17 protein-coding genes are annotated in these 20,104 nt (G+C 43.2%); 7 read left to right on the forward strand and 10 right to left on the reverse strand.

The features are described 5' to 3' along the window. Window positions 1-8: 8 nt before the first annotated feature. From ACRC32_RS07565 to ACRC32_RS07580, 4 genes are all read right to left on the reverse strand, one after another. Window positions 9-821: a type 1 glutamine amidotransferase gene (locus ACRC32_RS07565; protein WP_438553387.1), complete on the reverse strand. Its 813-nt coding sequence runs from the start codon at window positions 819-821 to the stop codon at window positions 9-11. A 13-nt stretch (window positions 822-834) separates the two neighbouring features. Continuing rightward, window positions 835-1,557, reverse strand: a complete 723-nt coding sequence (locus ACRC32_RS07570; protein ID WP_438553388.1) for a DUF4253 domain-containing protein — start codon at window positions 1,555-1,557, stop codon at window positions 835-837. A gap of 137 nt (window positions 1,558-1,694) precedes the next feature. Next, window positions 1,695-3,053, reverse strand: a complete 1,359-nt coding sequence (locus ACRC32_RS07575) for a MurT ligase domain-containing protein (RefSeq protein WP_438553408.1) — start codon at window positions 3,051-3,053, stop codon at window positions 1,695-1,697. A 190-nt stretch (window positions 3,054-3,243) separates the two neighbouring features. Further along, entirely contained in the window at window positions 3,244-4,677 is a 1,434-nt protein-coding gene (locus ACRC32_RS07580; protein ID WP_438553389.1) for an IctB family putative bicarbonate transporter, read from the reverse strand. Window positions 4,678-5,333: 656 nt separating this feature from the next. Between ACRC32_RS07580 and ACRC32_RS07585 the strand changes: the two genes are divergently transcribed. Beyond that, window positions 5,334-6,146 (forward strand): glycoside hydrolase family 16 protein, encoded by an 813-nt coding sequence (locus ACRC32_RS07585; RefSeq protein ID WP_438553390.1) that lies wholly within the window; start codon window positions 5,334-5,336, stop codon window positions 6,144-6,146. 92 nt (window positions 6,147-6,238) lie between these two features. Here ACRC32_RS07585 and ACRC32_RS07590 read toward each other — a convergent pair whose 3' ends face one another. The 3 genes from ACRC32_RS07590 to ACRC32_RS07600 form a co-directional block, all read right to left on the reverse strand. Beyond that, entirely contained in the window at window positions 6,239-7,765 is a 1,527-nt protein-coding gene (locus tag ACRC32_RS07590; RefSeq protein ID WP_438553391.1) for a GAF domain-containing protein, read from the reverse strand. A 244-nt stretch (window positions 7,766-8,009) separates the two neighbouring features. After that, on the reverse strand, window positions 8,010-8,756 hold the full coding sequence (locus tag ACRC32_RS07595) for a GUN4 N-terminal ARM-like repeat domain-containing protein (RefSeq protein ID WP_438553392.1): 747 nt from the start codon (window positions 8,754-8,756) through the stop codon (window positions 8,010-8,012). Window positions 8,757-8,808: 52 nt separating this feature from the next. After that, window positions 8,809-8,955: a hypothetical protein gene (locus ACRC32_RS07600; protein ID WP_438553393.1), complete on the reverse strand. Its 147-nt coding sequence runs from the start codon at window positions 8,953-8,955 to the stop codon at window positions 8,809-8,811. 73 nt (window positions 8,956-9,028) lie between these two features. Between ACRC32_RS07600 and ACRC32_RS07605 the strand changes: the two genes are divergently transcribed. After that, window positions 9,029-10,450 (forward strand): NADP-dependent isocitrate dehydrogenase, encoded by a 1,422-nt coding sequence (locus tag ACRC32_RS07605; RefSeq protein WP_438553394.1) that lies wholly within the window; start codon window positions 9,029-9,031, stop codon window positions 10,448-10,450. A 47-nt stretch (window positions 10,451-10,497) separates the two neighbouring features. On the opposite strand, the gene ACRC32_RS07610 is transcribed toward ACRC32_RS07605, so the two are convergent. Both ACRC32_RS07610 and crtD read right to left on the reverse strand, forming a co-directional pair. Continuing rightward, window positions 10,498-11,850: a pentapeptide repeat-containing protein gene (locus tag ACRC32_RS07610; protein ID WP_438553395.1), complete on the reverse strand. Its 1,353-nt coding sequence runs from the start codon at window positions 11,848-11,850 to the stop codon at window positions 10,498-10,500. A 129-nt stretch (window positions 11,851-11,979) separates the two neighbouring features. Beyond that, the gene (gene crtD / locus ACRC32_RS07615) at window positions 11,980-13,494 is read right to left on the reverse strand and encodes a C-3',4' desaturase CrtD (protein WP_438553396.1); all 1,515 of its coding nucleotides are present in this window, start codon (window positions 13,492-13,494) and stop codon (window positions 11,980-11,982) included. Between the two features lie 45 nt (window positions 13,495-13,539). On the opposite strand from crtD, the gene ACRC32_RS07620 reads away from it, so the two are divergent. From ACRC32_RS07620 to ACRC32_RS07635, 4 genes are all read left to right on the forward strand, one after another. Continuing rightward, window positions 13,540-13,707 carry a hypothetical protein gene (locus tag ACRC32_RS07620; protein WP_438553397.1) on the forward strand — a complete coding sequence of 56 codons (168 nt, stop codon included), beginning with the start codon at window positions 13,540-13,542 and terminating at the stop codon, window positions 13,705-13,707. A 30-nt stretch (window positions 13,708-13,737) separates the two neighbouring features. After that, on the forward strand, window positions 13,738-15,162 hold the full coding sequence (locus ACRC32_RS07625) for a serine/threonine protein kinase (RefSeq protein ID WP_438553398.1): 1,425 nt from the start codon (window positions 13,738-13,740) through the stop codon (window positions 15,160-15,162). A gap of 192 nt (window positions 15,163-15,354) precedes the next feature. Further along, the gene (locus ACRC32_RS07630; RefSeq protein WP_438553399.1) at window positions 15,355-16,278 is read left to right on the forward strand and encodes an SPL family radical SAM protein; all 924 of its coding nucleotides are present in this window, start codon (window positions 15,355-15,357) and stop codon (window positions 16,276-16,278) included. Next, window positions 16,271-17,596 carry a photosystem II assembly protein gene (locus ACRC32_RS07635; RefSeq protein WP_438553400.1) on the forward strand — a complete coding sequence of 442 codons (1,326 nt, stop codon included), beginning with the start codon at window positions 16,271-16,273 and terminating at the stop codon, window positions 17,594-17,596. Before ACRC32_RS07630 ends, ACRC32_RS07635 begins: the two co-directional genes overlap by 8 nt. A 28-nt stretch (window positions 17,597-17,624) precedes the next feature. On the opposite strand, the gene ACRC32_RS07640 is transcribed toward ACRC32_RS07635, so the two are convergent. Then, entirely contained in the window at window positions 17,625-18,944 is a 1,320-nt protein-coding gene (locus ACRC32_RS07640; RefSeq protein WP_438553401.1) for an OmpP1/FadL family transporter, read from the reverse strand. Window positions 18,945-19,594: 650 nt separating this feature from the next. On the opposite strand from ACRC32_RS07640, the gene ACRC32_RS07645 reads away from it, so the two are divergent. After that, window positions 19,595-20,071: a hypothetical protein gene (locus tag ACRC32_RS07645; protein ID WP_438553402.1), complete on the forward strand. Its 477-nt coding sequence runs from the start codon at window positions 19,595-19,597 to the stop codon at window positions 20,069-20,071. The last annotated feature ends 33 nt before the right edge of the window (window positions 20,072-20,104 follow it).

Consider the following 20,104-nt stretch of genomic DNA (forward strand, 5'->3'; position numbering starts at 1 on the left):
AATCCACCCTACTGTTTAACCAAGGTTGGCAGATTTATGCGCAGTTTCTTGAACATTGCTTCCCGTGCTTGGTTAGCCAAAGTATCATCTAAAGGTGCAAGTGCAATTGATTCTTGATATTTTTGTCTCAATGCAGTTTGAATCAACCAATCAGCTAAAAATGGATTTTTAGGTAACAGGGGACCATGCGAATAAGTCGCGATCGCATTTTGATAAACTGCTCCTTCTGTACCATCTTCGCCATTATTTCCTAAACCATATATTACCCGTCCTAATGCTTCCACTTGACTTAATTTTGTGCGTCCGCCATGATTCTCAAAACCAATTAAGTAGGGTGGTGAACCTGTCATTGCTACTAATTCCTGCGCTAACTTTTTAGCTGTCACTTCAATAACTAAATTCCCAATACAGCGACGCGCATTTAACCCGGGATGGATAGAAACAAAATCAAATAATCCCAGTCCCTCAATTCGTTGTCCTTCACCTGGTTCGTAGTAATGTCCTAATAATTGCGGCGCACCACATGTAAAAATTCCTGGCGTACCAGTTTCGATTTTTTCTCGTAACGCCTCAGCTTTAGCACCGCGCAAGTCGCGCATGACAATTTCTTGCTGTCTATCTTGTGCGCCACCACCGACGAGGATATCGACTTGGTAAAAATCTTGAGCCGTAGAATCTCGATCTAAAGGCAATATTTTCACCGTATAGTTGCGCCATTCACAGCGCCGCTGGATACAAATAACATTACCGCGATCGCCATAGGTACTCATTAAAGTTGGATATAACCAGCCAATTGTAATTTCCATATCTTCCACACTCATATATATTTCTTGCTCAATTCCAGATTAAATAAAGACTTTTATACTTCTCAATCTTGCTTGCAACTAGCTGAGTATTTTGGAGATCGGGACAAAATTCAGCTACGTCTTTAGCAAATTTTTCAATATCTGTAGGTGGTCGTACGAATTCTAGACTTAAGCTACTTTTACTAGCAAATATAATTTCAAATTCACTTACTTCTTGCCATGATTTTAATTTATTAATTATGTCTTTAGGAGAAATATCATAATTCCACCCATTAGTCTGATGAATCTTAATAATATCCCAAGGTTCTTCACCCTTAAAAACTGCAATTCTTAACTCTGCTTGTGTGACATAATTTAAAACTCTAGAAATATATTGGTTCAACCTGTTTTTCTCTGGAGTCAAACCAACTCGATTTTCGCAGATTGTCAGATAGCCGTGTGGATTCAATAAGTGTTTTAGCTTGATAAAAATATCCCGATAATCTACGTAAGATGGGATGAGAATAGATAAGCCTTCTACTAAAAGATTGCCTCCATAGTTGTAGACTCCGTAAACATCTTGCTCAAATTCGAGATAGTAAGCTGGCAAAATTTCATTTACACAACTCAATTCGCTATCTTTGAGATACACCTCTTGTTTTAAAAGAATTTTCTGCATTTTGACTTGACATTCTTGCTGAATTGCCTCTAAAACAAACTCATCATAATCAAGCTCGGCAGCTAAATCTTTTTCCGATTGAGATAAAGGCATAGTCAGTTATCCGTTATCAGTTGACAGGAAGCAGGGAGCGCACGAGCAGGGAGCAGGAAGCAGGGGAGCAACAACTGCTAACCAATGACCAATGACGTAGGGCGAAGCCCTTCCCGAAGGGTATGACAAATGACTACTTACAAAATCTTTCTTCCCGTCAAAATCTCCCGCACTTCCAACATGGCAGAATATGTAGGCAAAATGTGTAAAGTCTCATTTGCTGGAGTTTGTGCTAGCGCAGTCGCGATCGCCTCTTTTAAATCTTCCTTCACAACCAAATTCATTTTGCTATCTATCTGCGGTTGACTGTAACGCAAACGCAAAGCCATATCGTAAACGCGATCGCCACTGACTATTAAAGTCCCTCCTCGTTCGACTAACTTTTCTGTATCCACATCCCAAATCCACGAAACATCCGTACCATCGGGTATTCTGTCATTCAAAACCATCAACACAGGCGCAAGTTGACGCGATTGGGCTTCTATTTGCCTCTCGCCTCTTACCTCATTCACTGCCCGAATTGTCTCATTCATCCCCACAGGGTTTTTAGATAAGAGAATGCGGACGTGTTTACCGCGAACTTGCAACTCCTCAGCCCGTCCGAAAGCCGCCTGAAAGTTAGCTATAGTATCGCGGATTATCGCTGCATCTACGCCAAGTTGCTGTGCTGCTAACACCGCCGCTAGAGTATTGTATTTGTTATACAACCCAATTAAAATTTGCTCCCATTCCCGACTATCGATCGCCAGAGATGGTTTGTGAAAACCACAGTTAGGACAGTTATAATCTCCCTGGTGTGAAAGATAAACCCCTTGATAAACCAGGCGAGTACCGCAACTGGGACAATAAATTGAGTCTACAGCATGGGGAATTTCATCAAGATAATGTTCTGGTTCGCTCAGTCCGAAAAATAAGACATTTTGATTGAGTTGTTGCCCCATGTAAGCCAAGGTAGGATCGTCAGCATTGGCAACGATAATAGTTTCTGACGGTAGAGGTGCGATCGCCTGTCCCCAACGCCTGCTAATTGTATCGACTTCCCCGTAGCGATCGAGCTGATCGCGAAACAAGTTTAACGCCAGAATTAGCCGAGGTTTCAGGGGTGCTAACACCTTAGGAACGATATTTTCGTCTACTTCCAAAATGGCAAAATCTGCATCTAGCGTACCGATGGGATTAGTATTTTGTAACAGCGCTGTCATCAAACCATTTTCTAAATTCGCCCCCGCTGCATTGTGGACAACTCGCCAACCTTGACGTTCTAACATCGTGCGTAGCAGCAGGGATGTGGTAGTTTTACCGTTCGTCCCTGCAATGAGAATCACTCCTTGCTTCACCTGACAACTCAGCAGTTGCAACAATTTTGGCTGAAGACGACGGGCAATTTCTCCTGGTAAAACGCTAGCCGCACCTAGACGTAGCGATCGCACCCCAAATGTCACGGTTTTTGCTGTCAATACAGCCGCACCCAAGCGCAGTCTATCCATCAATTGCATTTTTCCCACAGCTCGATCTCAATCCGGTTGTATTACTGTATTGTTTTACTGCCTTTTTGGGAAAAGAGGATGACTGTTGTTGATTTTTAACGATCTTCCTAGCGGGCAGATCCCCCAACCCCCTTCAAAAGGGGGCTTTGAATTCCCCCCTTCAAAAGGGGGGTTAGGGGGGATCTTGCCTTAACCGAGATTAGCTATCCGAACCGCGATCGAAAGAGGAATTAGCCAAAAGATCCGATCGCGTGACTGGGGCAGCATAATAACTAGCAATAATCGCTACCATAAACCACCAAATCGTGTTGATTTCAGGACGATACCAGACAGTATCGGCAATGTTGTGAACCAGAGTTCCGAATAAAGCCGCGATCGCCCCAATCAACCAAAATGCTTCTCGACTGCCAGTTTGCCGCAAACGGCGCAGTTGTTGCAGCCCTGAGTTGAAGGTGACAACTAGCAACCACAACAAGCAAGCTAAACCAACAAAACCAGTTTCTACGGCTACTTCCAACAAGATCGAGTAGGCACTTAGGGCATTGTAACGAGGCAATTGGTAAAGCGGATAAATTTTGTTAAAGGCAGTGTTCCCAGGACCGATCCCTAAAATGGGACGGTCTTTAATCATCTCAATCACTGCTATCCACACGTTGATGCGAAAATTGTTGCTGCTGTCACCCCTTCCGGCGAAGATACTCAAAAAGCGATCGCGGATTGGTTCGACAAACAACACCCCACTTGTTAACAGCAGCGCCACGCCACCGATGAGCAATGGTAGCGACCAAGTACGCCAAAATGGGGGTAAATGGATGCTCAACATATACACCAATAGTACTAACACGGCAAAAATTGCTACGAGTAATCCCATCCAACCACCACGACTAAAGGTGAGAACGAGACAGGCACTATTGACAACGAACATTGTTAGTGCTAGCAACTTGGGAACCCAGCGCTGCCAAGCAAAGACAGCAACCAGACTCAAAACCACGGCTGGTAGTAGATAACCAGCTAGCAAGTTAGGATTACCGAGATAGCTGTAAACGCGGGTAATACGAGTGAGATTAGATTGAGTATCTACCCAAGTAGCAAGAGCATTTGCCCCATAAAACCACTGCTGCAAACCGTAAATGCTAACGATCAGCGCTACATGGAGGTAGAGGGTAATCAGCCAAGAACGAATGCGGGGCGATCGCAAAATCCTTGCAGCCAAAGCAAACAGCACTAAATATAGCGTTAGCTTTTGCCAACCTATGAAAGCAGCGGCTTTGACGGGCGATAATGCCGTAGCTACTGTAGAGATGCCCCAGTAGAGCAATACCAACAAATGAATTGGAGTCAGAGTATTGGCACGCTCTGGAGCATAACGCCGTTCGTCTGTCAAGGTCAGCAGTACCCAGAAGCTAGCACAAGCAAAGAGTAACACGCCAATGAGGTCGTTGGAGACAAATGGCGCAAGCGCAAAGACCAAACTCACTAGTAGAGCTGCCAGGGCTTCCGACCATTGCATCAGCCAGCTACCCTGTCGCCAAGTACTAAATAGCCCCACAACAGAACGGTGTAAGTAGCTTGCACGTCGCCATTCTTGCAGCGGCAAGCTAGACAAAGTAAATTGCTGCCAAACTGAATTCATAAGCATGAGCTGCGGGATAGAGATTGGTCTATCTTAAGTCAACGTTAGGCTGACTTGACTGACCGCGATCGCGAATTTTATTTGCCTTAGCTTAATACACAATGTCAGTCACAATTATTTCTACAAGTTTACGATTGTCATTGAATACATTTCTAGTAGTATCCATTAGTACTTGTAAGTTGCTAAGTGAATGCTGAGTCCTCTCAGTCACGCGCGATCGCTTACCTAGCAGTTTGTTTGATTTATAGAAACGATCGAGGGCTACTTATGTCCACGCAGTGGAGTTTTTCTCTACAATTTTTTGGTTGGCTATAGCCAGTATAAAGATATATCTACAGACAGATATGAATCATTGAAAAAGTCAACAACAATACATCTCGAATAGATATGTTTAAAGTATAGTTATAGGTTTGTCAATCTGGCTCCAATATTTCCTAAGTTTTAAAGCTATTACCTATAAAAAATGCAGTGCGTTTCGGAGAAAAAATCTACCCGTAACAGCAAAATAAAGTATCGCTAGTAGCGCGAGGATATTGCCAAATTACTAATCGTAAATATAAAATCTTACCAAATTCTTAAAGGGCAATTGACAACCAAGTGTTAAACACGAAATGAAGTCAATTGACCGAAATTAACTTTGCCAATGTTCTACAAATATGAAACACAGCTTTTGGTTGCGAAAGAGCGTTCGACCAACTTTGCTTAGTTTTGCTATTATCGCAACCACATTATTCAGCCCATCTGTCGTGCGGGCAGATAACTGGCAGGTAGTATTCGAGGATGAATTCAACGGTACATCTCTCGATCTGCTCAAATGGGATACTTGCTATTGGTGGCATTTGGGAGCGGGGTGCGCTAATCATGGAGCGCAAGAAATCCAATGGTTTTTACCAGAGGAAGTGTTGGTACAAAATGGAATTTTGCGTATACGTACTCAAAAACGCATTTGGAATGCTTACAATGCAACATTTCAGTACACATCTGGTATGATTTCTTCCCATCAAAGGTATGCATTTCAGTACGGCTTTGTAGAAATACGAGCCAAAGTACCTAAAGGTAGGGGTTTTTGGCCTACCATGTGGCTTGCCGCAGAGAATAGAAACTGGCCTCCAGAAGTGAACATCGCGGAGTTTGTTGGTTCAGATATGAAAAGCGTGCTGATGGTCTTGCACTATATAAATGATAAAGGCAAGCCAACATACTCATCTTTATCGTGGGGTAACAACTTTGATTTCTCAGAAAACTACCACGTTTACGCAGTGCTATGGGAGCCAAATGTGATGATTTGGTACGTAGATGGAGTAGAGCGAATGCGCTATACAAACAGCGAAAATATTCCGCAACAACCAATGTATATTTTATCGACTCTAGCAATTGGTCCGATTTGGACGAATAAGCTTCCAGACGACTCCACGCCGTTTCCTAGCTATTTTGACATTGATTATATTAAAGTTTGGCAACGCCAATAAGGAACATTGCTAAGGTTAACGACTGTATAAGTTTTAAAGCCGATCGCATTTTTACTTCAGATGAAAGTGCGATCGCCTCAAACTGAATAAAGTTAAATTTCGGTATTAGCTTGCGCCAATGTTAGCTCAGGAAGACTGACAACATAACGATAGCCAGATTCTGGAGTCCCTAAAATATCAATTTGACCACCGTGTAGTTCTGCTAAAGCACGGCTGAGCAGCAAGCGTAGGCTTTCACAAGAACGATTGAAGCTATTGACATTGACTAATTCTGTCTTGTCTTCCCCACGATTGTCATGCTCGTGCATTGACCTCTTGCTTTTTGACTCCTGCCTTTCATCGCCAGTACGAGCAGCATGAAAAGCAGAAATTTCTCCTAAGTAGGGATCGACGGGGGTTAATCCTTCTCCTAACCAAGGATGAGAAACTGAAATTGCTAGATTCAAAAGATTGCTTTGTCCCATCATTTCACCCACGCGATCGAGCATAGAGTTGCCTTTATAGGAAATGTGAATGCGGATCGCACTCCCACTTGTAGCAGCTTGAATCATACTCGATATCAGGTGATATATCAGCTGTCTCACCTTGTCTTTATCCAGCACCCACATTCGACTTTTAGCAGGCTCCAGCGATAGTCGTAATTTTTGTTCTTTGCGTTTGGCAACCTCATCTAAGGTATTGAGTACCTGCTGGCAGAGCATTTCGATATCGACAGTCGTTAAATTGAGGCTCAGGGAATATTCCTCTACAACTCCCAATTGAGAAACTTCATTAACTAGGGAGAGGAGATATCGACCGCTATTTTGAATAATTTCGAGATATTCTTTCTGTTTCGTCGTCAGAGGACCGTAAATTTCTCGTCCTACGACATTTGCCATTCCTAGAATTGATGTTAAAGGAGTTCTGAGTTCTTGGGTGAGCTGCTCTAGCAACTTGAGTTTAACTTGGACAATGGAAAGGGCTTCTGGTAAGGCAGTAGAGGGAGAGAAAGAAATTGCTGGTGCAGGGTTGAGAATTTGCGGTGCAATCTCGATCGCCCCCTGCTCTAGTGGCTCCAACTGTTGCATTTTGAGCAGGCGATTGCGCTCGAATTCACTCATACTCCAACGAGCCATGAGTTCGAGAAATTTCATCTGTTGGATGCTGAAATTGCGAGGTTCTAAATCCATCACCGCGATCGCACCCAAGCATAAACCGGAGGAGTCAATCAATGGAACTCCCAGGTAAGCAAGAATACCGTAACGCTGGACTAGGACGCTGTTGGTAAAGGCAGGATGAGCGCGGGTATCACCAACGTTAACGATTTGGCTCGTTTCGACAACTTGGGTGCAAAAAGATTCGTGGATTGGTAACTGTCTTTCCTGCGCTAGCGGGTTCATCAGCCCCAAACGCGACAAACCCACTGCCGATTTAAATACGTGGCGATTGCGGTCTAAAAAGCCCAAAATGCAGATCGGTACTTCTAGCAGGTGGGCAGCGGTTTGAGTTGCTTCCTCAAAAACTGGCGTAGTTTGAGCTGCCAACAAACCCAGTTCTGACAAAGCTTTCATGCGCCGATCTATCATTGGATCTACGCCAGCATCCCCTCGACACACTAATTTGTTTTCTGGCTCCACCATTTACCAATCCACCTTACACTGCAAGAAAGCGATCGAACTGCAATATCAATGTTGTGCTGTATCTAACCCTGATTTCAGGGATATCTACTAGACTTAAGATTCCCGATTTTTGTTCAGGATCAACAATTCATCACAGAAACATTTTGCTAACTCTTAAGGAGTTGGTAATTGGGTGGTGCGTGGTGTGGGGAGTGTGGGAGGTGTGGGAAGTGTGGGGTGTAGTGGATTGTTAACTGGTCACTGGTCACTGGTCACTGATAACTGCTCCCTGCTCCCTTTTTCCCCAGGCTGGATGGGAAAATAGTGCTGCGATCGCACGATTGCCGCGTAGCTGATTTGACAAGGGTAGGTGTCCTACAGGAGCATCAAGGCTCCAGGTAAATCCATCAGGGTAGCGCGTCCAGGTGTTACCGTTTTTCCAGCCAATTTTTACCCATAGTTTTTCCCAGTTTTTGCCTAAAGTTAACCAGAGTCCTCGCTGCACGGAAAAGCCAAATTTTCCTTCGGAATAAACTGACCAGAGGGTATCGACAGTTTGCAGATCGAGAATAGGAAATCTTTCGACTTCTGTAAAATATAGCCACTTGCGCTGTACGGCAGTTGCACCAGCCAGTTCGCAAAGTTTTTGTAGCGTCACGCGGTCTGCTGCTTGGAAGTCTCCCTCAATCAACAATTGTTGTAGGGAACTGTAATCGATATTAGATTGCGATCGCAGCGTCACAATTCCAGTGGGAAAGTGAGTTTGCAAAAATTCCTGTGCCGGAGAAAACTCGGAACGATAGAGGATTTGGTAGATTTTGCCATCAATCCAAGTCGGTAGGCGATCGCGGCATTGTAGCAAAAAGTCCATCAATACTTCTAAGCCTGACTCGCCCAGTGTTGCTAGCTGTTGAATGAGTTGCTGTTGAACTTTTTCCGACCCAGACGAAAGCTGCAAGCGGAGAGCAGAAAAGTCAATGGGAGTATCTGATGTCGTGGTTGGGTTAGTCATGCTCTCACTAGAAACGCACAAAGTTCAGCACCGATCGCTAATTTTAACTATATTACGGAGAAGTCAACTGAAGTCGTAAGTTGTAAGTTAGCAATGATGGTAGTTGGTAGTTGGTAGTTGGTAGTTGGTAGTTGCCCCTCTGCCCCTCTGCTCGTGCGCTCCCTACTCCCTGCTCGCTGATTACATTTCCTTGAGTCAAAATCTGCTAGCGTTCCATAACAGCATCGTCAGATGGCAAAATAAAAGTTTCTAGACTCCTGGTGTAGCAATCCATGTACGAGAAGATCACTCCTCCTACTACTGGTTCTCGAATTACCTTCAGTAATGGCGAACCAATCGTTCCCGATAATCCAATTATCCCCTTCATTCGCGGAGATGGTACGGGGGTAGATATTTGGCCCGCCGCCCAAAAGGTGATGGATGCTGCCGTACAAACTGCCTATCAGGGCAAAAGACAGATCGACTGGTTTAAAGTCTACGCTGGAGATGAAGCTTGCGAAGTATACGGCACATACCAATATTTGCCTGAAGATACACTCCAGGCAATCAAAGAATTTGGCGTGGCAATTAAGGGTCCGCTCACGACACCGATTGGTGGTGGTATTCGATCGCTCAACGTAGCACTACGCCAAATCAACGATTTGTATGCCTGCGTTCGCCCCTGTCGTTACTATCCTGGAACGCCTTCCCCGCACAAAAATCCAGAAAAGCTGGATGTGATTATTTATCGCGAAAATACGGAAGATATTTATTTGGGCATTGAGTGGCGGCAGGGAAGCGAAATTGGCGATCGCCTGATTAAAATCTTGAATGAAGATCTCATCCCTGCTACCCCCGAACACGGTAAAAAACAAATTCCCCTCGATGCAGGAATTGGCATCAAGCCCATCAGCAAGACTGGTTCTCAACGCTTAGTCAGACGCGCGATTAAACACGCCCTGCGGTTGCCCCCAAATAAACAAATGGTGACTTTGGTACATAAGGGCAACATTATGAAATACACCGAAGGCGCTTTTCGCGATTGGGGTTACGAATTGGCAACATCTGAGTTTCGCAACGAGTGCATCACCGAACGCGAATCTTGGATTCTTGGCAACAAAGAACACAACCCAGACCTCAGTACAGAAGACAACGCCCGACAGATCGAACCTGGCTACAATGCTTTGACTGCCGATAAAAAAGCCCAAATTTGCCAGGAAGTCGAAGCGGTGTTGAGCCAAATTTGGGAAACGCACGGTAACGGTCAATGGAAACATAAAATTATGGTCAACGATCGCATTGCCGATAGTATTTTCCAACAAATCCAAACCCGACCCGATGAATACTCCATTCTGGCTACTATGAATTTGAATGGAGACTATCTATCCGACGCAGCAGCAGCGGTTGTCGGCGGCTTAGGGATGGGTCCAGGAGCGAATATTGGCGACGAGTGCGCTATTTTTGAAGCGACTCACGGCACTGCACCAAAACACGCCGGACTCGACAGAATCAATCCTGGCTCGGTAATTCTTTCAGGCGTAATGATGTTGGAATATATGGGTTGGCAAGAAGCAGCAGAATTAATCAAGAAAGGAATTGGAGATGCGATCGCCAATCGTGAAGTCACCTACGATTTAGCGCGATTGATGGAACCTCCAGCTCAACCACTGAAATGTTCTGAATTTGCCGACGCGATTATTAAACATTTTAGTTAATGACAAATTTGTAGGGGCGCACAGCTGTGCGCCCTTACTGCGTTCTGCTATCGTCCCAATTTATTTGGAATCCCTTCACAGCCACCAGGAATGGTGGCTCTGGTTTTTTCTCCTCCCCAAGCGCAGCAGTAATAACGTAAGGATTCAGACATGCGCTGGGCATCGGTAAAATCGGCATTCTCAATGACTGCCCCCGTCTGTTCTCCTGTTTCGTGGTTGGGAGCAATATTGCGACTGCGGGGTGTAGCGGTTTGGGCATCGCCATAAAATAAGCGCGTACCTTTAAAATCGGCATCAACTAATTGGGCTTCATACAAAATTGTGCGGGAAAGATTGGCTTTGACTAAGTCGCAATTGCTGAGATTTGCCCCAATTAAGTTAGCTTCTGAGAGATCTGTCCAGCGCAAATCGGTATTAGAAAGATCGGCTCTAGCTAGCATCACGCCTAAGTCAATGACTCGGATGCCGTAATGACGATCTTCAGAGTATCCACCTTCACCATTGAGAATAGCCCGTCCCAAGCGGAAATCGCGCTGTAAAGGGGTAAGTAACTTAGATTGGGATAAAAAGCGGAGGATTTTTGCTTTACCGCTAGCATCGACGCTACTAAAAATAGCAGCCGTACGCCCTTCAGCGATCGCCCGTTCTTGGGGCCAATCTTCTAACATTCCCTCATCATCTAAGACCAAATCGGAGATTCCCTGAAAGTAAGAATCGATGGTTTGCTGCTGGGTAATTAAGTTTTGCTGTACTGTCAGCAGGTTTTGTTGAATTGTCAAGTCTTTGGAAATTACATATTGTCGCCAAGCTACATAAACGGCAATAATTGCGATTAAAATTTGTCCTAACGCGCCAAAAACTTCACCTAATGCCCCGATCGCATCCCAATTTAATTTTGTCGCCCAATCGATAATCGCACGACCAATATTTCCAAATCGAAATAAGCCGATTAAGGCGATCGATAAACCAACTCCAGCCACAAATAGCGATCGCTCTAGGGGGGAAAATATGTCTGATACTGCTTTTATCGTCCAAGGTAAAAGTACCCCCAGCGAAAGTAACAACGCTAGCAGCGTCCCTATCCAGCCAAGCCATAAAAAGTTATTTAAGTACAGTCCGACACAAATCAGCGCGATCGCGACTAAGGTGAGTAAAGAAGCCCTGGGATGTGCCGTGCGCCAACTCGTGCGTTTGACGATTAGATTTGATGCAGAAGTCGATTGTTGTTGGGCATGAATTGCGGCAATCGCTGCGAGTGCTTGCTGAGTTGCCAAGTTCTCATTCGATATATCGTTGTCTTGGAAATCATCTAGATCCAAAGACGATCGAGATTGAGTCACAATCTCTGGATTTGGAGATGATGCCTTATTGTTATTATCTGAGTTGTTTTGGCTAGTCATGCTCAATTATTTGCAGCAGGCTGAAGGGCTTCTCGCTTTCATATGTTAACTGCTGTCAAGAACGGAACGATCGCGCCTCGGTATCAAATTTTTCTTACATCTAGGCGAATGTAATTCGCCCCATACTCGCTACTGCATTGCCTCAATTTGCCGCACCACCGTTAAAGCTGAATAACTTACGCCTGCTGTGCCTTCTCCTGGATGGGTAGAGTCGCCGACTAACCACAAATTTTTGACAGGCGTGCGGTTGGCAAAACCAAAGGGTCCAAATGTCGGGACTCTCTGACCGATCCCGCCTACTATACCGCGATCGCGTGCTGTATAACGGGCAAACGTGCGTGGTGTCGCTGCTTCCTGGTGTAATATCGTTTCTGGCGTGAGGTGAAAGAATTGTCCCAAACGGGCGATCGCTTCCCGAGTAGATTTTTCCTTCATTGCCTCATAATCTTCACTGCGCCACCAAGGTTTCGGATCGACAAAAGATGAAGCAATAATCGTACCTTTTCCCTCTGGGGCGCGTCCGTCTCCCGCTCGACTGACGGAGACAAATAAAGAATTATTTTCCCCGATTGCTCCATTACGATCGTACATGAATTGCAAGTGTGGCGGACATCCTGGCGGAATCGCTGTTTCATCTACACCTAGATACACGACAAAAGCCCCTGATGCTTCGGGTAATTTATCGACACGTTGCTTGTAACCTTGGGGGGCATTTCTACCCAACAACTGAACTAAGTTTTGTACCGTAACGTTAGCCACGATCTCGTCAGCGAGTTCTGTCCCTACTTCTTTAGTTTTTTGGTTGCGCACCAAAACACCTTTAACTTTGCCGTTTTCAACTAAAATTTTCTCTACACTATGGCGCATCAGCAGCTTGCCACCATATTTTTCTAAAGCTTCTACCAAGCGATCGCTTAATACCTGCATACTACCGTGGAGGTGAGACAATCCTTGCGGTGATTGGGAAACGCTTAATGCTGTAGCTGCGTAAAGTAAAGCTGTTTCTTCTGCATCTACTTGGGAGTAAAGTTTTAATTGCAAATCTAAAAATGTCCGCAGCCGCCAATCGTCTTCCAAACCGTGTCCCCGTAAAGCATCGCCCACGGTCAAAAAGGTATAGGGTAAGGTAGTTAAAGTCCCTAGACGAACGGCTTGCGTCAGTTGCCACAAATCCCAGATGTTGCGGGGTGGTAAAACCGGATCGCGGGCTTGAAATGCCCAACTCGCTTGAAATAGATTGTCTATTAATTGCCAAAAGCGATCGCTACCAGGAAACTGTCTTTCTCTTTCGGCTTTCCATTTGGCGCGATCGCGCCAAACGTTAATCGGTTGAGTCTCTCCTGGTAAATATACCGCACACGCAGGATCGCAAGGCGTTGCTTTTGGTAGATCGATTTCTAGTTCGGTAAAGATGCGGTGGTGAATTCCGCCTGGTTCTAAACCAGCTACCTGAGTCGCGCCAACATCGAAGGTAAATCCTTTGCGTTGAAAAGTCGAGGCACACCCTCCAGGGACGATCGCCTGGTCTAAGACTAAAACCTGGTAGCCGCGACGGGCAAGTAGCGCCGCCGCCGTCAAACCACCAATTCCAGCACCAATGACGACAACACGCGATTTGCGATCGCTCGCTAACCTACTTAGCATAGATATAAAGTCAAAATCAAACCTATTCTATCTTTATATTAAGTTATGTTAATCACTAAAAAGAAGATAGGAGACAGGAGACAAAAAAGAGCTGGGGGAGTTGAGGGAGCAACTCAAAATTCACGCATTCAAAATTTTCCCACACCCCACACCCCACACCCTACACCCTTTCTTCACTGTCAACCATCAACCGTCAACTACCATCACTGCTAACTTACGACTTACGACTTACGACTTAATCTTATGTCCGAGCGCAATTGGGAGACACCGCTGACTAGCAATACTCTAGAACAGCGATATGAGATTATACAACAATTAGCAAAAAAAGCAGGCAGACGCACGTTATTGGCGCGTGATAGAAAAACTGAGGAGTTAGTTGTAGTCAAACTCCTGTCCTTCGCCAGTGATTTTGAGTGGGATGCACTGAAGTTATTTGAACGAGAAGCCAAAATATTACAAGCAATTTCTCATCCTGCAATTCCTCGTTATTTAGATTATTACGAACTCGATTTCAATAACGGTAACAAAGGTTTTGCTTTAGTACAAACTTATATTTCTGGAAAATCTTTAGAAGACTATCTTAAATCTGGACGTAGCTTTGATGAAGTAGAAATTCAACAGCTAGCGAAAGCAGTACTAGAAATTTTGACTTATTTGCATGGCAGACAACCACCAGTCATTCACCGCGATATTAAACCAAGTAATATTTTACTGGGCGATCGCTCTGGTAACAGTATCGGACAAGTCTATTTAGTTGATTTCGGTTCCGTGCAAACTTTAGCGGCAAAAGAAGGCGGAACGATGACAATAGTAGGAACTTATGGCTATATGCCACCCGAACAATTTGGCGATCGCACCGTTCCTGCTTCCGATCTTTACAGTTTGGGTACAACTTTAGTTTATCTAGTAACGGGGACGCATCCGGCAGATTTACCGCAAAAAGATGGACGAATTCAATTTGAGTTATTAGCAAATCTCAGTCCTGAATTCACTCGGTGGTTGCGGCGGATGATAGAACCAAGTTTAGAACGTCGTTTTACTTCTGCTGAGAATGCATTACAAGAATTGATTCAACCTCAGCCTGTAGATATAGTTCTTTCAACGACCCAACAACCTAGTGATAGTAAAGTTAAGCTAACTAGAAAAGCAGATGGGTTAGAAATTCTCCTTCCGGCAAAAGGATGGAACTTTGGGGTAGGATTTACTACCGCTTTTACTGCTTTTTATAATCTCATACTCGTTCCTGCTACAGGTATAGCTTTTTATCCGTTTTACAATCTCAAACATCCTGTAGTTTTACTCATTCTTAGTGGCTTGTGGTACGGTAACTATATTTTGGCATCGGGAATCATTAAGTATCTATTCAAGCGAACAAAACTAAAGATTGACGAGCAACAAGTTACTCTTACCCATGAAATTTTGGGTTGGAGATATCGGCAAATTTTAAATGCAAGTAGACACGATGTGACGGCATTAAAGTTAATTTATGGATATCACGGTAACCGCCGATACATGCATATTTGGATTGGTAAAAATAGGTATGAGTTGTGGGGTGATTCGATTCTAACCGAACCCGAAATGGAATGGTTGGCGCAAGAAGTTAGTAATTGTTTAGGGATAGAGATTTCTAGAGAACCTAATTTTTACATTCCCAAAGCTGAGCGATAGTTTTCTTATATAGCACTTCTATTTGAGTTGCGAACTCCTCATGAGGATTGTCATTAGTCATTTGTGGGAACGCAATTCTTCGTGTCACAAACAGATAAATGGCAATTGCACAATTGATTTAGAACCGCTATAGTAATTCAATTATAAACTTTAAGTTTTGACTTTTGATTTTTAACTTTTGACTTACCTATTATGGCTAAAACTCAAGCTTATGAGGGGTATTGTAAAGGTACGCCAACAATTTTAGTTAAAGAGAAATTTGGTAACGCCAACGTATATACAAAAAATACTCAATCTGTTCTGAATAAAGCAAGTGGATTTATTTCAGCTTATGACTTTACTCTGAATCCATATCGCGGGTGTCAGTATGGTTGTAGCTATTGTTATGCTGTTGCTTTTAGTCCTAATCCGCCAATGCGTCAAGACTGGGGTAATTGGGTAATTATTAAACAAAATGCGGCAGAAGTTTTAGAGAAAGAGTTACAGAAATGGTACGAGAAAAATTCTACTCGTTCTCCCAGTATTTACATGAGTAGCGTTACCGATCCCTATCAGCCAATTGAGGGGAAGGAAAAACTAACTCGTAGTTTGTTAGAGGTGATGGTGAAATATCAACCTACGTTAGTTATTCAAACTCGCAGTCCGATGATTACGAGAGATATCGATTTATTGCGACAATTCCATCGCTTGCGGATTAATATAAGCGTACCTACAGGTAGCGAACGAGTTAGAAGAGATTTTGAACCGCGATCGCCTAGTATTTTTGCTCGTTTGAGAGCTATCGGTATTTTAAAACATAGTTTGCCTTGCAATGCAGACTACGACACCAGATTTTCTGTAACAATGACACCTTTATTACCAACTCTAGAAGCCGATATGTTTAGTTTAATTAACAAACTTCAAGTTGTCGATCGCGTCGTAATTCAGGAATTTCACGCTAGTCATAATCGTACCCTTGTGGCATCAACTCGTCCAGAGGCGCTGGAGATTACGAAAAAATACTCTTGGTGGTATGACAACGAAAAACTAAATTATTTAGTATTCAGGGATAAATTAATTGCTATGCTTCCTGACATCGAAATCAAAGAAGGACAAGCAGGATTTGGATATGATTGATTTTATCGATCGCTGGTGGCGAAATTACCAATTTAGCAATGCTCTGAAACAAGGTAATATTCATTTAGCAGAACGATTATTAAGAAATAAGCAAAATTCAGGTACGCGGCTAACTTGGTTAGAAAAAATTTTCCGAGATCAATTATGCTTAGAACAAGCTAACCGTGAATCTAGACAAGAAGTATTAACATTACAACAGCAGTTGCAGCAAGCTTTTCAAAGATTAAAAGATACAGAAAACAAATATCGTTTTCATGAAACTCAAAGTTATCGACTGCAACCCGACTTTCAGTTAATCGGTTCAATTTCAGACCAATTCAAATTAATTCAGCATGATGAATATAAGTTACAGTGTACTGGTATCGATCGGCATTTGTTTGATGAATTTGAATTCACATTAGTCGAATATTTAAAACAAGAACTTGAAAAGAAATCGACAGTTCAGCTTCAGCTAAAAAAAGCGATTAAAGCAGCGTACAATGATATTGATACTTTAAAAAATGGGAAAGACCCTAATTATAATTTAGATTTAACTCCGCATGTTTACTTTATTAAATATTTTTTAAATAATGTCTACGGTGCGTATTTAGCTTGGTTTTTAGTTTACAAGTCAGGCTTATTGCCAACTAAAATTAATATTCTTGATATTGCTGCTGGTCCAGCTACAATGGCTTATGGTTTATCTATGCTATTGCAATCTTTTGATAGTTTGCTACAGATACCTCAAACTCATATTTGTTATCATTCTCTAGAAAAACAAGCTTCGTTTCAGCATCGAGGCTTGCAATTTTGGCGCAGGTATATGGAGATTTTGCCAATTGTAACTAATTCTTACTTTAGATTTGATACAACAGACATTTTTTCAGACATTGAAAATACTCAACGGTTGCCTCAAGATTTCTTTGATTTTATCGTAATTTCTCATTGTTTCTTTTCCGATCCAGCACAAAGGCTGCAATCCTATCGAGTCTTTAAAAACATTTTTTCAACTTGCTTAAAACCAGGCGGCTATGTATTATTGATAGTTCAGGGTAGAAAACTATTTAATTTTTACGATTTGCCACAAATAGAAGATATTCCTCAAGAACTTAAGACCATCGCTCGATTCTTAGAAGATTTAGAGCTGAGTTTAGAGTGGTACAATTATGCAACTTCAACAGGAAAAAGAACCCCCATTAAATCTGAATTTGCTAAATTTGCTACAGAAAACTTACCTGCTCAAAAGCACATGCTAAATTTAGCTCAAAAATATCTAGGAATTAAACACAATTTGAACTATGTACTAGATGACTACATAATTTTAGCCAAAAAGCCGTAATCTTAAGGCAATTATTATCACCATAGTATTAGAACTGCCACGTTAGCTGCAATCCCACAACATCAACATCACTTTCAATTTGTCCTCTCAAGTTACCGCTAGTACTGCTAGATAAATCGATCTCACTGTCATCAACAAATAAGTGCGCGTAACCTATATCAAAACTAATAGCATCAGAAGCCTTGAAACTAGCACCGATCGCTAACCACGTTCGATTATTATCTGGAATTCTCGGCGATCTGTACGTACTATCTACCGGACTCGGATCGTAAGCAACACCAGCACGTAATCCCCAGGCTGGACTCAATGTATAGTTAATTCCTAAAGAATAGCGAACTGTATCGTGCCAATTTTCTGGTTGCACGTTATCCGGTTCGACTGGGTTGTCAAATGTGATGCGCAACTCTTCAAACCGACTCCAATTCGTCCAAGTTACGTCACCTGTAAGTGCAACGCGAGAACTAATTTGATGATAGGCATTGAGAGATAGAGTATCGGGTAGGTGCAATTCAGCGTCGATACTACCATCTTGAAATCGTCCAGTCGCAGTTAAAGCTGACACCGCAGCAGGAACGTTAAAATCAGCCTCCCCTGCTAAATCGTGGGTAATCGCCGAACGATAAGCCAAGCCGAGGCGCGTTTTCCGATTGGGTTCGTAGAGTAACCCCAAGTTATAACCCCAACTCCAATCATCGCCTTCTAATTCGACAGATCCATCAGTTGCTTGAGGCGAGGTACGCAATCTCGTAGCACCGATTAAACCAAAATCGATCGCATTTGACAGTTTGGCTTCGGCATATTGTAAGTTGATGCCAGCACCTAAAGAAAGGTTGTCTGTCAGTTTTGCCGCAACAGTAGGATTAATATTAATTGTGACGAGTTCTGAATTAATCGCGTAGTAGCGCCCAACCCAGTCGCGATCGTACCTCGTCTTCAGACCAAAAGGCGAATTCACTCCCAAACCTAGCTTGACGCGATCGCTGGCATTCCAGACAGCGTAGAAGTTAGGAACAAAAATATCCACGCCGCCATCTCCGCCATTTCCGCCTGTTAAAGGTGCGCCAGTGACAACAACCGAGCCTCGATCTTGAAACAGAGCTGTAGGAGATATATAGTATCCTGCCGCGATCGCCGAATTATTTGACAGACGAGTTAATCCAGCAGGGTTGAAAAAGATCGTACTGGCATCATCCGCCGCCGCACTATTAGAAAAAGCACTGCCTAAACCGCGCACGCTTTGTTCGAGAATTGCAAAACCTGATGCTACAGCAGTACTAGTCGTGCCAAAAAATTCTAACGCCAAAAACAGCGGCAACAGCGCTGCAATTGACTGTAACGTTCTCCTCACTCTGACTCCTCGTTCTTATATTTGAATAAAGCAAAAGCAAATATATACCTTCGAGCAGTCATGCTTATAGTTGTGAAGCTAAATGAACAAATAATTATTAGATCGTTACATTTCAGTGGGGTTTCAGCGCCAATATAGAAAATAGAACTGGCAGCCAACAACAAAAAGTAGCAAGGGAGCAGGGAAAGACACAAGATCTAGAAATAGCTGAATAGTCGATCGCCTTTACGTTGCGAGATATATTTTCCTACGACTTTCCCATACAGTACTGATAATAAATGCTACGCCTCGATTTGCGGCAAGAATTCGTCCTTAAGGTGCATTAAAAATTATGATGAAGTAAGTTAATCTGGCAGAGCTACATCATGTTTTGTAACTTACTATTCCGTCACCGTCTGCTTTTACTTTCACAGTAGAGTTAAGTTGGATCTTCTACAGGTGAGGGTGTAAGGTAAAACAAACGATTTGACAACAATATGGCTTAGCTGAGTGTAACTACTTAGAATAGTACGACCTTTATAGATAAAAGTTTTTCTAATGTTGAAATTTACAATATTTAACTCAAAATTTGACTAATTACAGGGGAGCGAACGGTTAATTTTGTCTTTGCACTCTCAGACTCAACTACACTGATGGAGTAAAAAATTACAATGAGGATTCGACTGGAGCGAAAGTTAAGTTCATGCCCCCATCACCTATGTTGTACTGTCTGCGATCGCATGTTTGAATCAGGTAGAGTCCGCACGCTCCTACACAATGACGAAGGATTCATCCAAGGTGACATTTGCCCAGAGTGCATGAGGCTATCGGTCGAAACCATTCAACATAAAATTAGAGAGCGGGCAATGCTGCTACTGGAAGAAACAGACGACAGTGGCAATACGACTTTCTCACCTCAAGCACGGGCAATGGAATTGCTAGACTGCTCTACCGAAAACGTCAAATATCCCCAGTTTTATCATTGGTGGTTGGTACAGCTAGAGATCTTCTCGCGGAAATCCTCAGATGCCAGAAATGTTACAGGTATAGAAAATTGGGAATACAAAGGGCGATCGCATAAGGTGCAAGATCGCAGTTGGCGAGAGCGGTTGCGGACGTTTTTTGAAAAAGATGAATCGGAAAAATAGAGGCGATCGCCTCGTTGAATTTCCCAATTTTTC

Source organism: Chroococcidiopsis sp. (genome assembly GCF_051657925.1).
GTDB lineage: Bacteria > Cyanobacteriota > Cyanobacteriia > Cyanobacteriales > Chroococcidiopsidaceae > Chroococcidiopsis.

Bases quoted from the DNA above. Each gene is read 5' to 3' on its own strand.
- ACRC32_RS07565 (WP_438553387.1), bottom strand. From the start codon at position 821: ATGAGTGTGGAAGATATGGAAATTACAATTGGCTGGTTATATCCAACT.
- ACRC32_RS07570 (WP_438553388.1), bottom strand. From the start codon at position 1,557: ATGCCTTTATCTCAATCGGAAAAAGATTTAGCTGCCGAGCTTGATTAT.
- ACRC32_RS07575 (WP_438553408.1), bottom strand. From the start codon at position 3,053: ATGCAATTGATGGATAGACTGCGCTTGGGTGCGGCTGTATTGACAGCA.
- ACRC32_RS07580 (WP_438553389.1), bottom strand. From the start codon at position 4,677: ATGAATTCAGTTTGGCAGCAATTTACTTTGTCTAGCTTGCCGCTGCAA.
- ACRC32_RS07585 (WP_438553390.1), top strand. From the start codon at position 5,334: ATGAAACACAGCTTTTGGTTGCGAAAGAGCGTTCGACCAACTTTGCTT.
- ACRC32_RS07590 (WP_438553391.1), bottom strand. From the start codon at position 7,765: ATGGTGGAGCCAGAAAACAAATTAGTGTGTCGAGGGGATGCTGGCGTA.
- ACRC32_RS07595 (WP_438553392.1), bottom strand. From the start codon at position 8,756: ATGACTAACCCAACCACGACATCAGATACTCCCATTGACTTTTCTGCT.
- ACRC32_RS07605 (WP_438553394.1), top strand. From the start codon at position 9,029: ATGTACGAGAAGATCACTCCTCCTACTACTGGTTCTCGAATTACCTTC.
- ACRC32_RS07610 (WP_438553395.1), bottom strand. From the start codon at position 11,850: ATGACTAGCCAAAACAACTCAGATAATAACAATAAGGCATCATCTCCA.
- crtD (WP_438553396.1), bottom strand. From the start codon at position 13,494: ATGCTAAGTAGGTTAGCGAGCGATCGCAAATCGCGTGTTGTCGTCATT.
- ACRC32_RS07620 (WP_438553397.1), top strand. From the start codon at position 13,540: ATGTTAATCACTAAAAAGAAGATAGGAGACAGGAGACAAAAAAGAGCT.
- ACRC32_RS07625 (WP_438553398.1), top strand. From the start codon at position 13,738: ATGTCCGAGCGCAATTGGGAGACACCGCTGACTAGCAATACTCTAGAA.
- ACRC32_RS07630 (WP_438553399.1), top strand. From the start codon at position 15,355: ATGGCTAAAACTCAAGCTTATGAGGGGTATTGTAAAGGTACGCCAACA.
- ACRC32_RS07635 (WP_438553400.1), top strand. From the start codon at position 16,271: ATGATTGATTTTATCGATCGCTGGTGGCGAAATTACCAATTTAGCAAT.
- ACRC32_RS07645 (WP_438553402.1), top strand. From the start codon at position 19,595: ATGAGGATTCGACTGGAGCGAAAGTTAAGTTCATGCCCCCATCACCTA.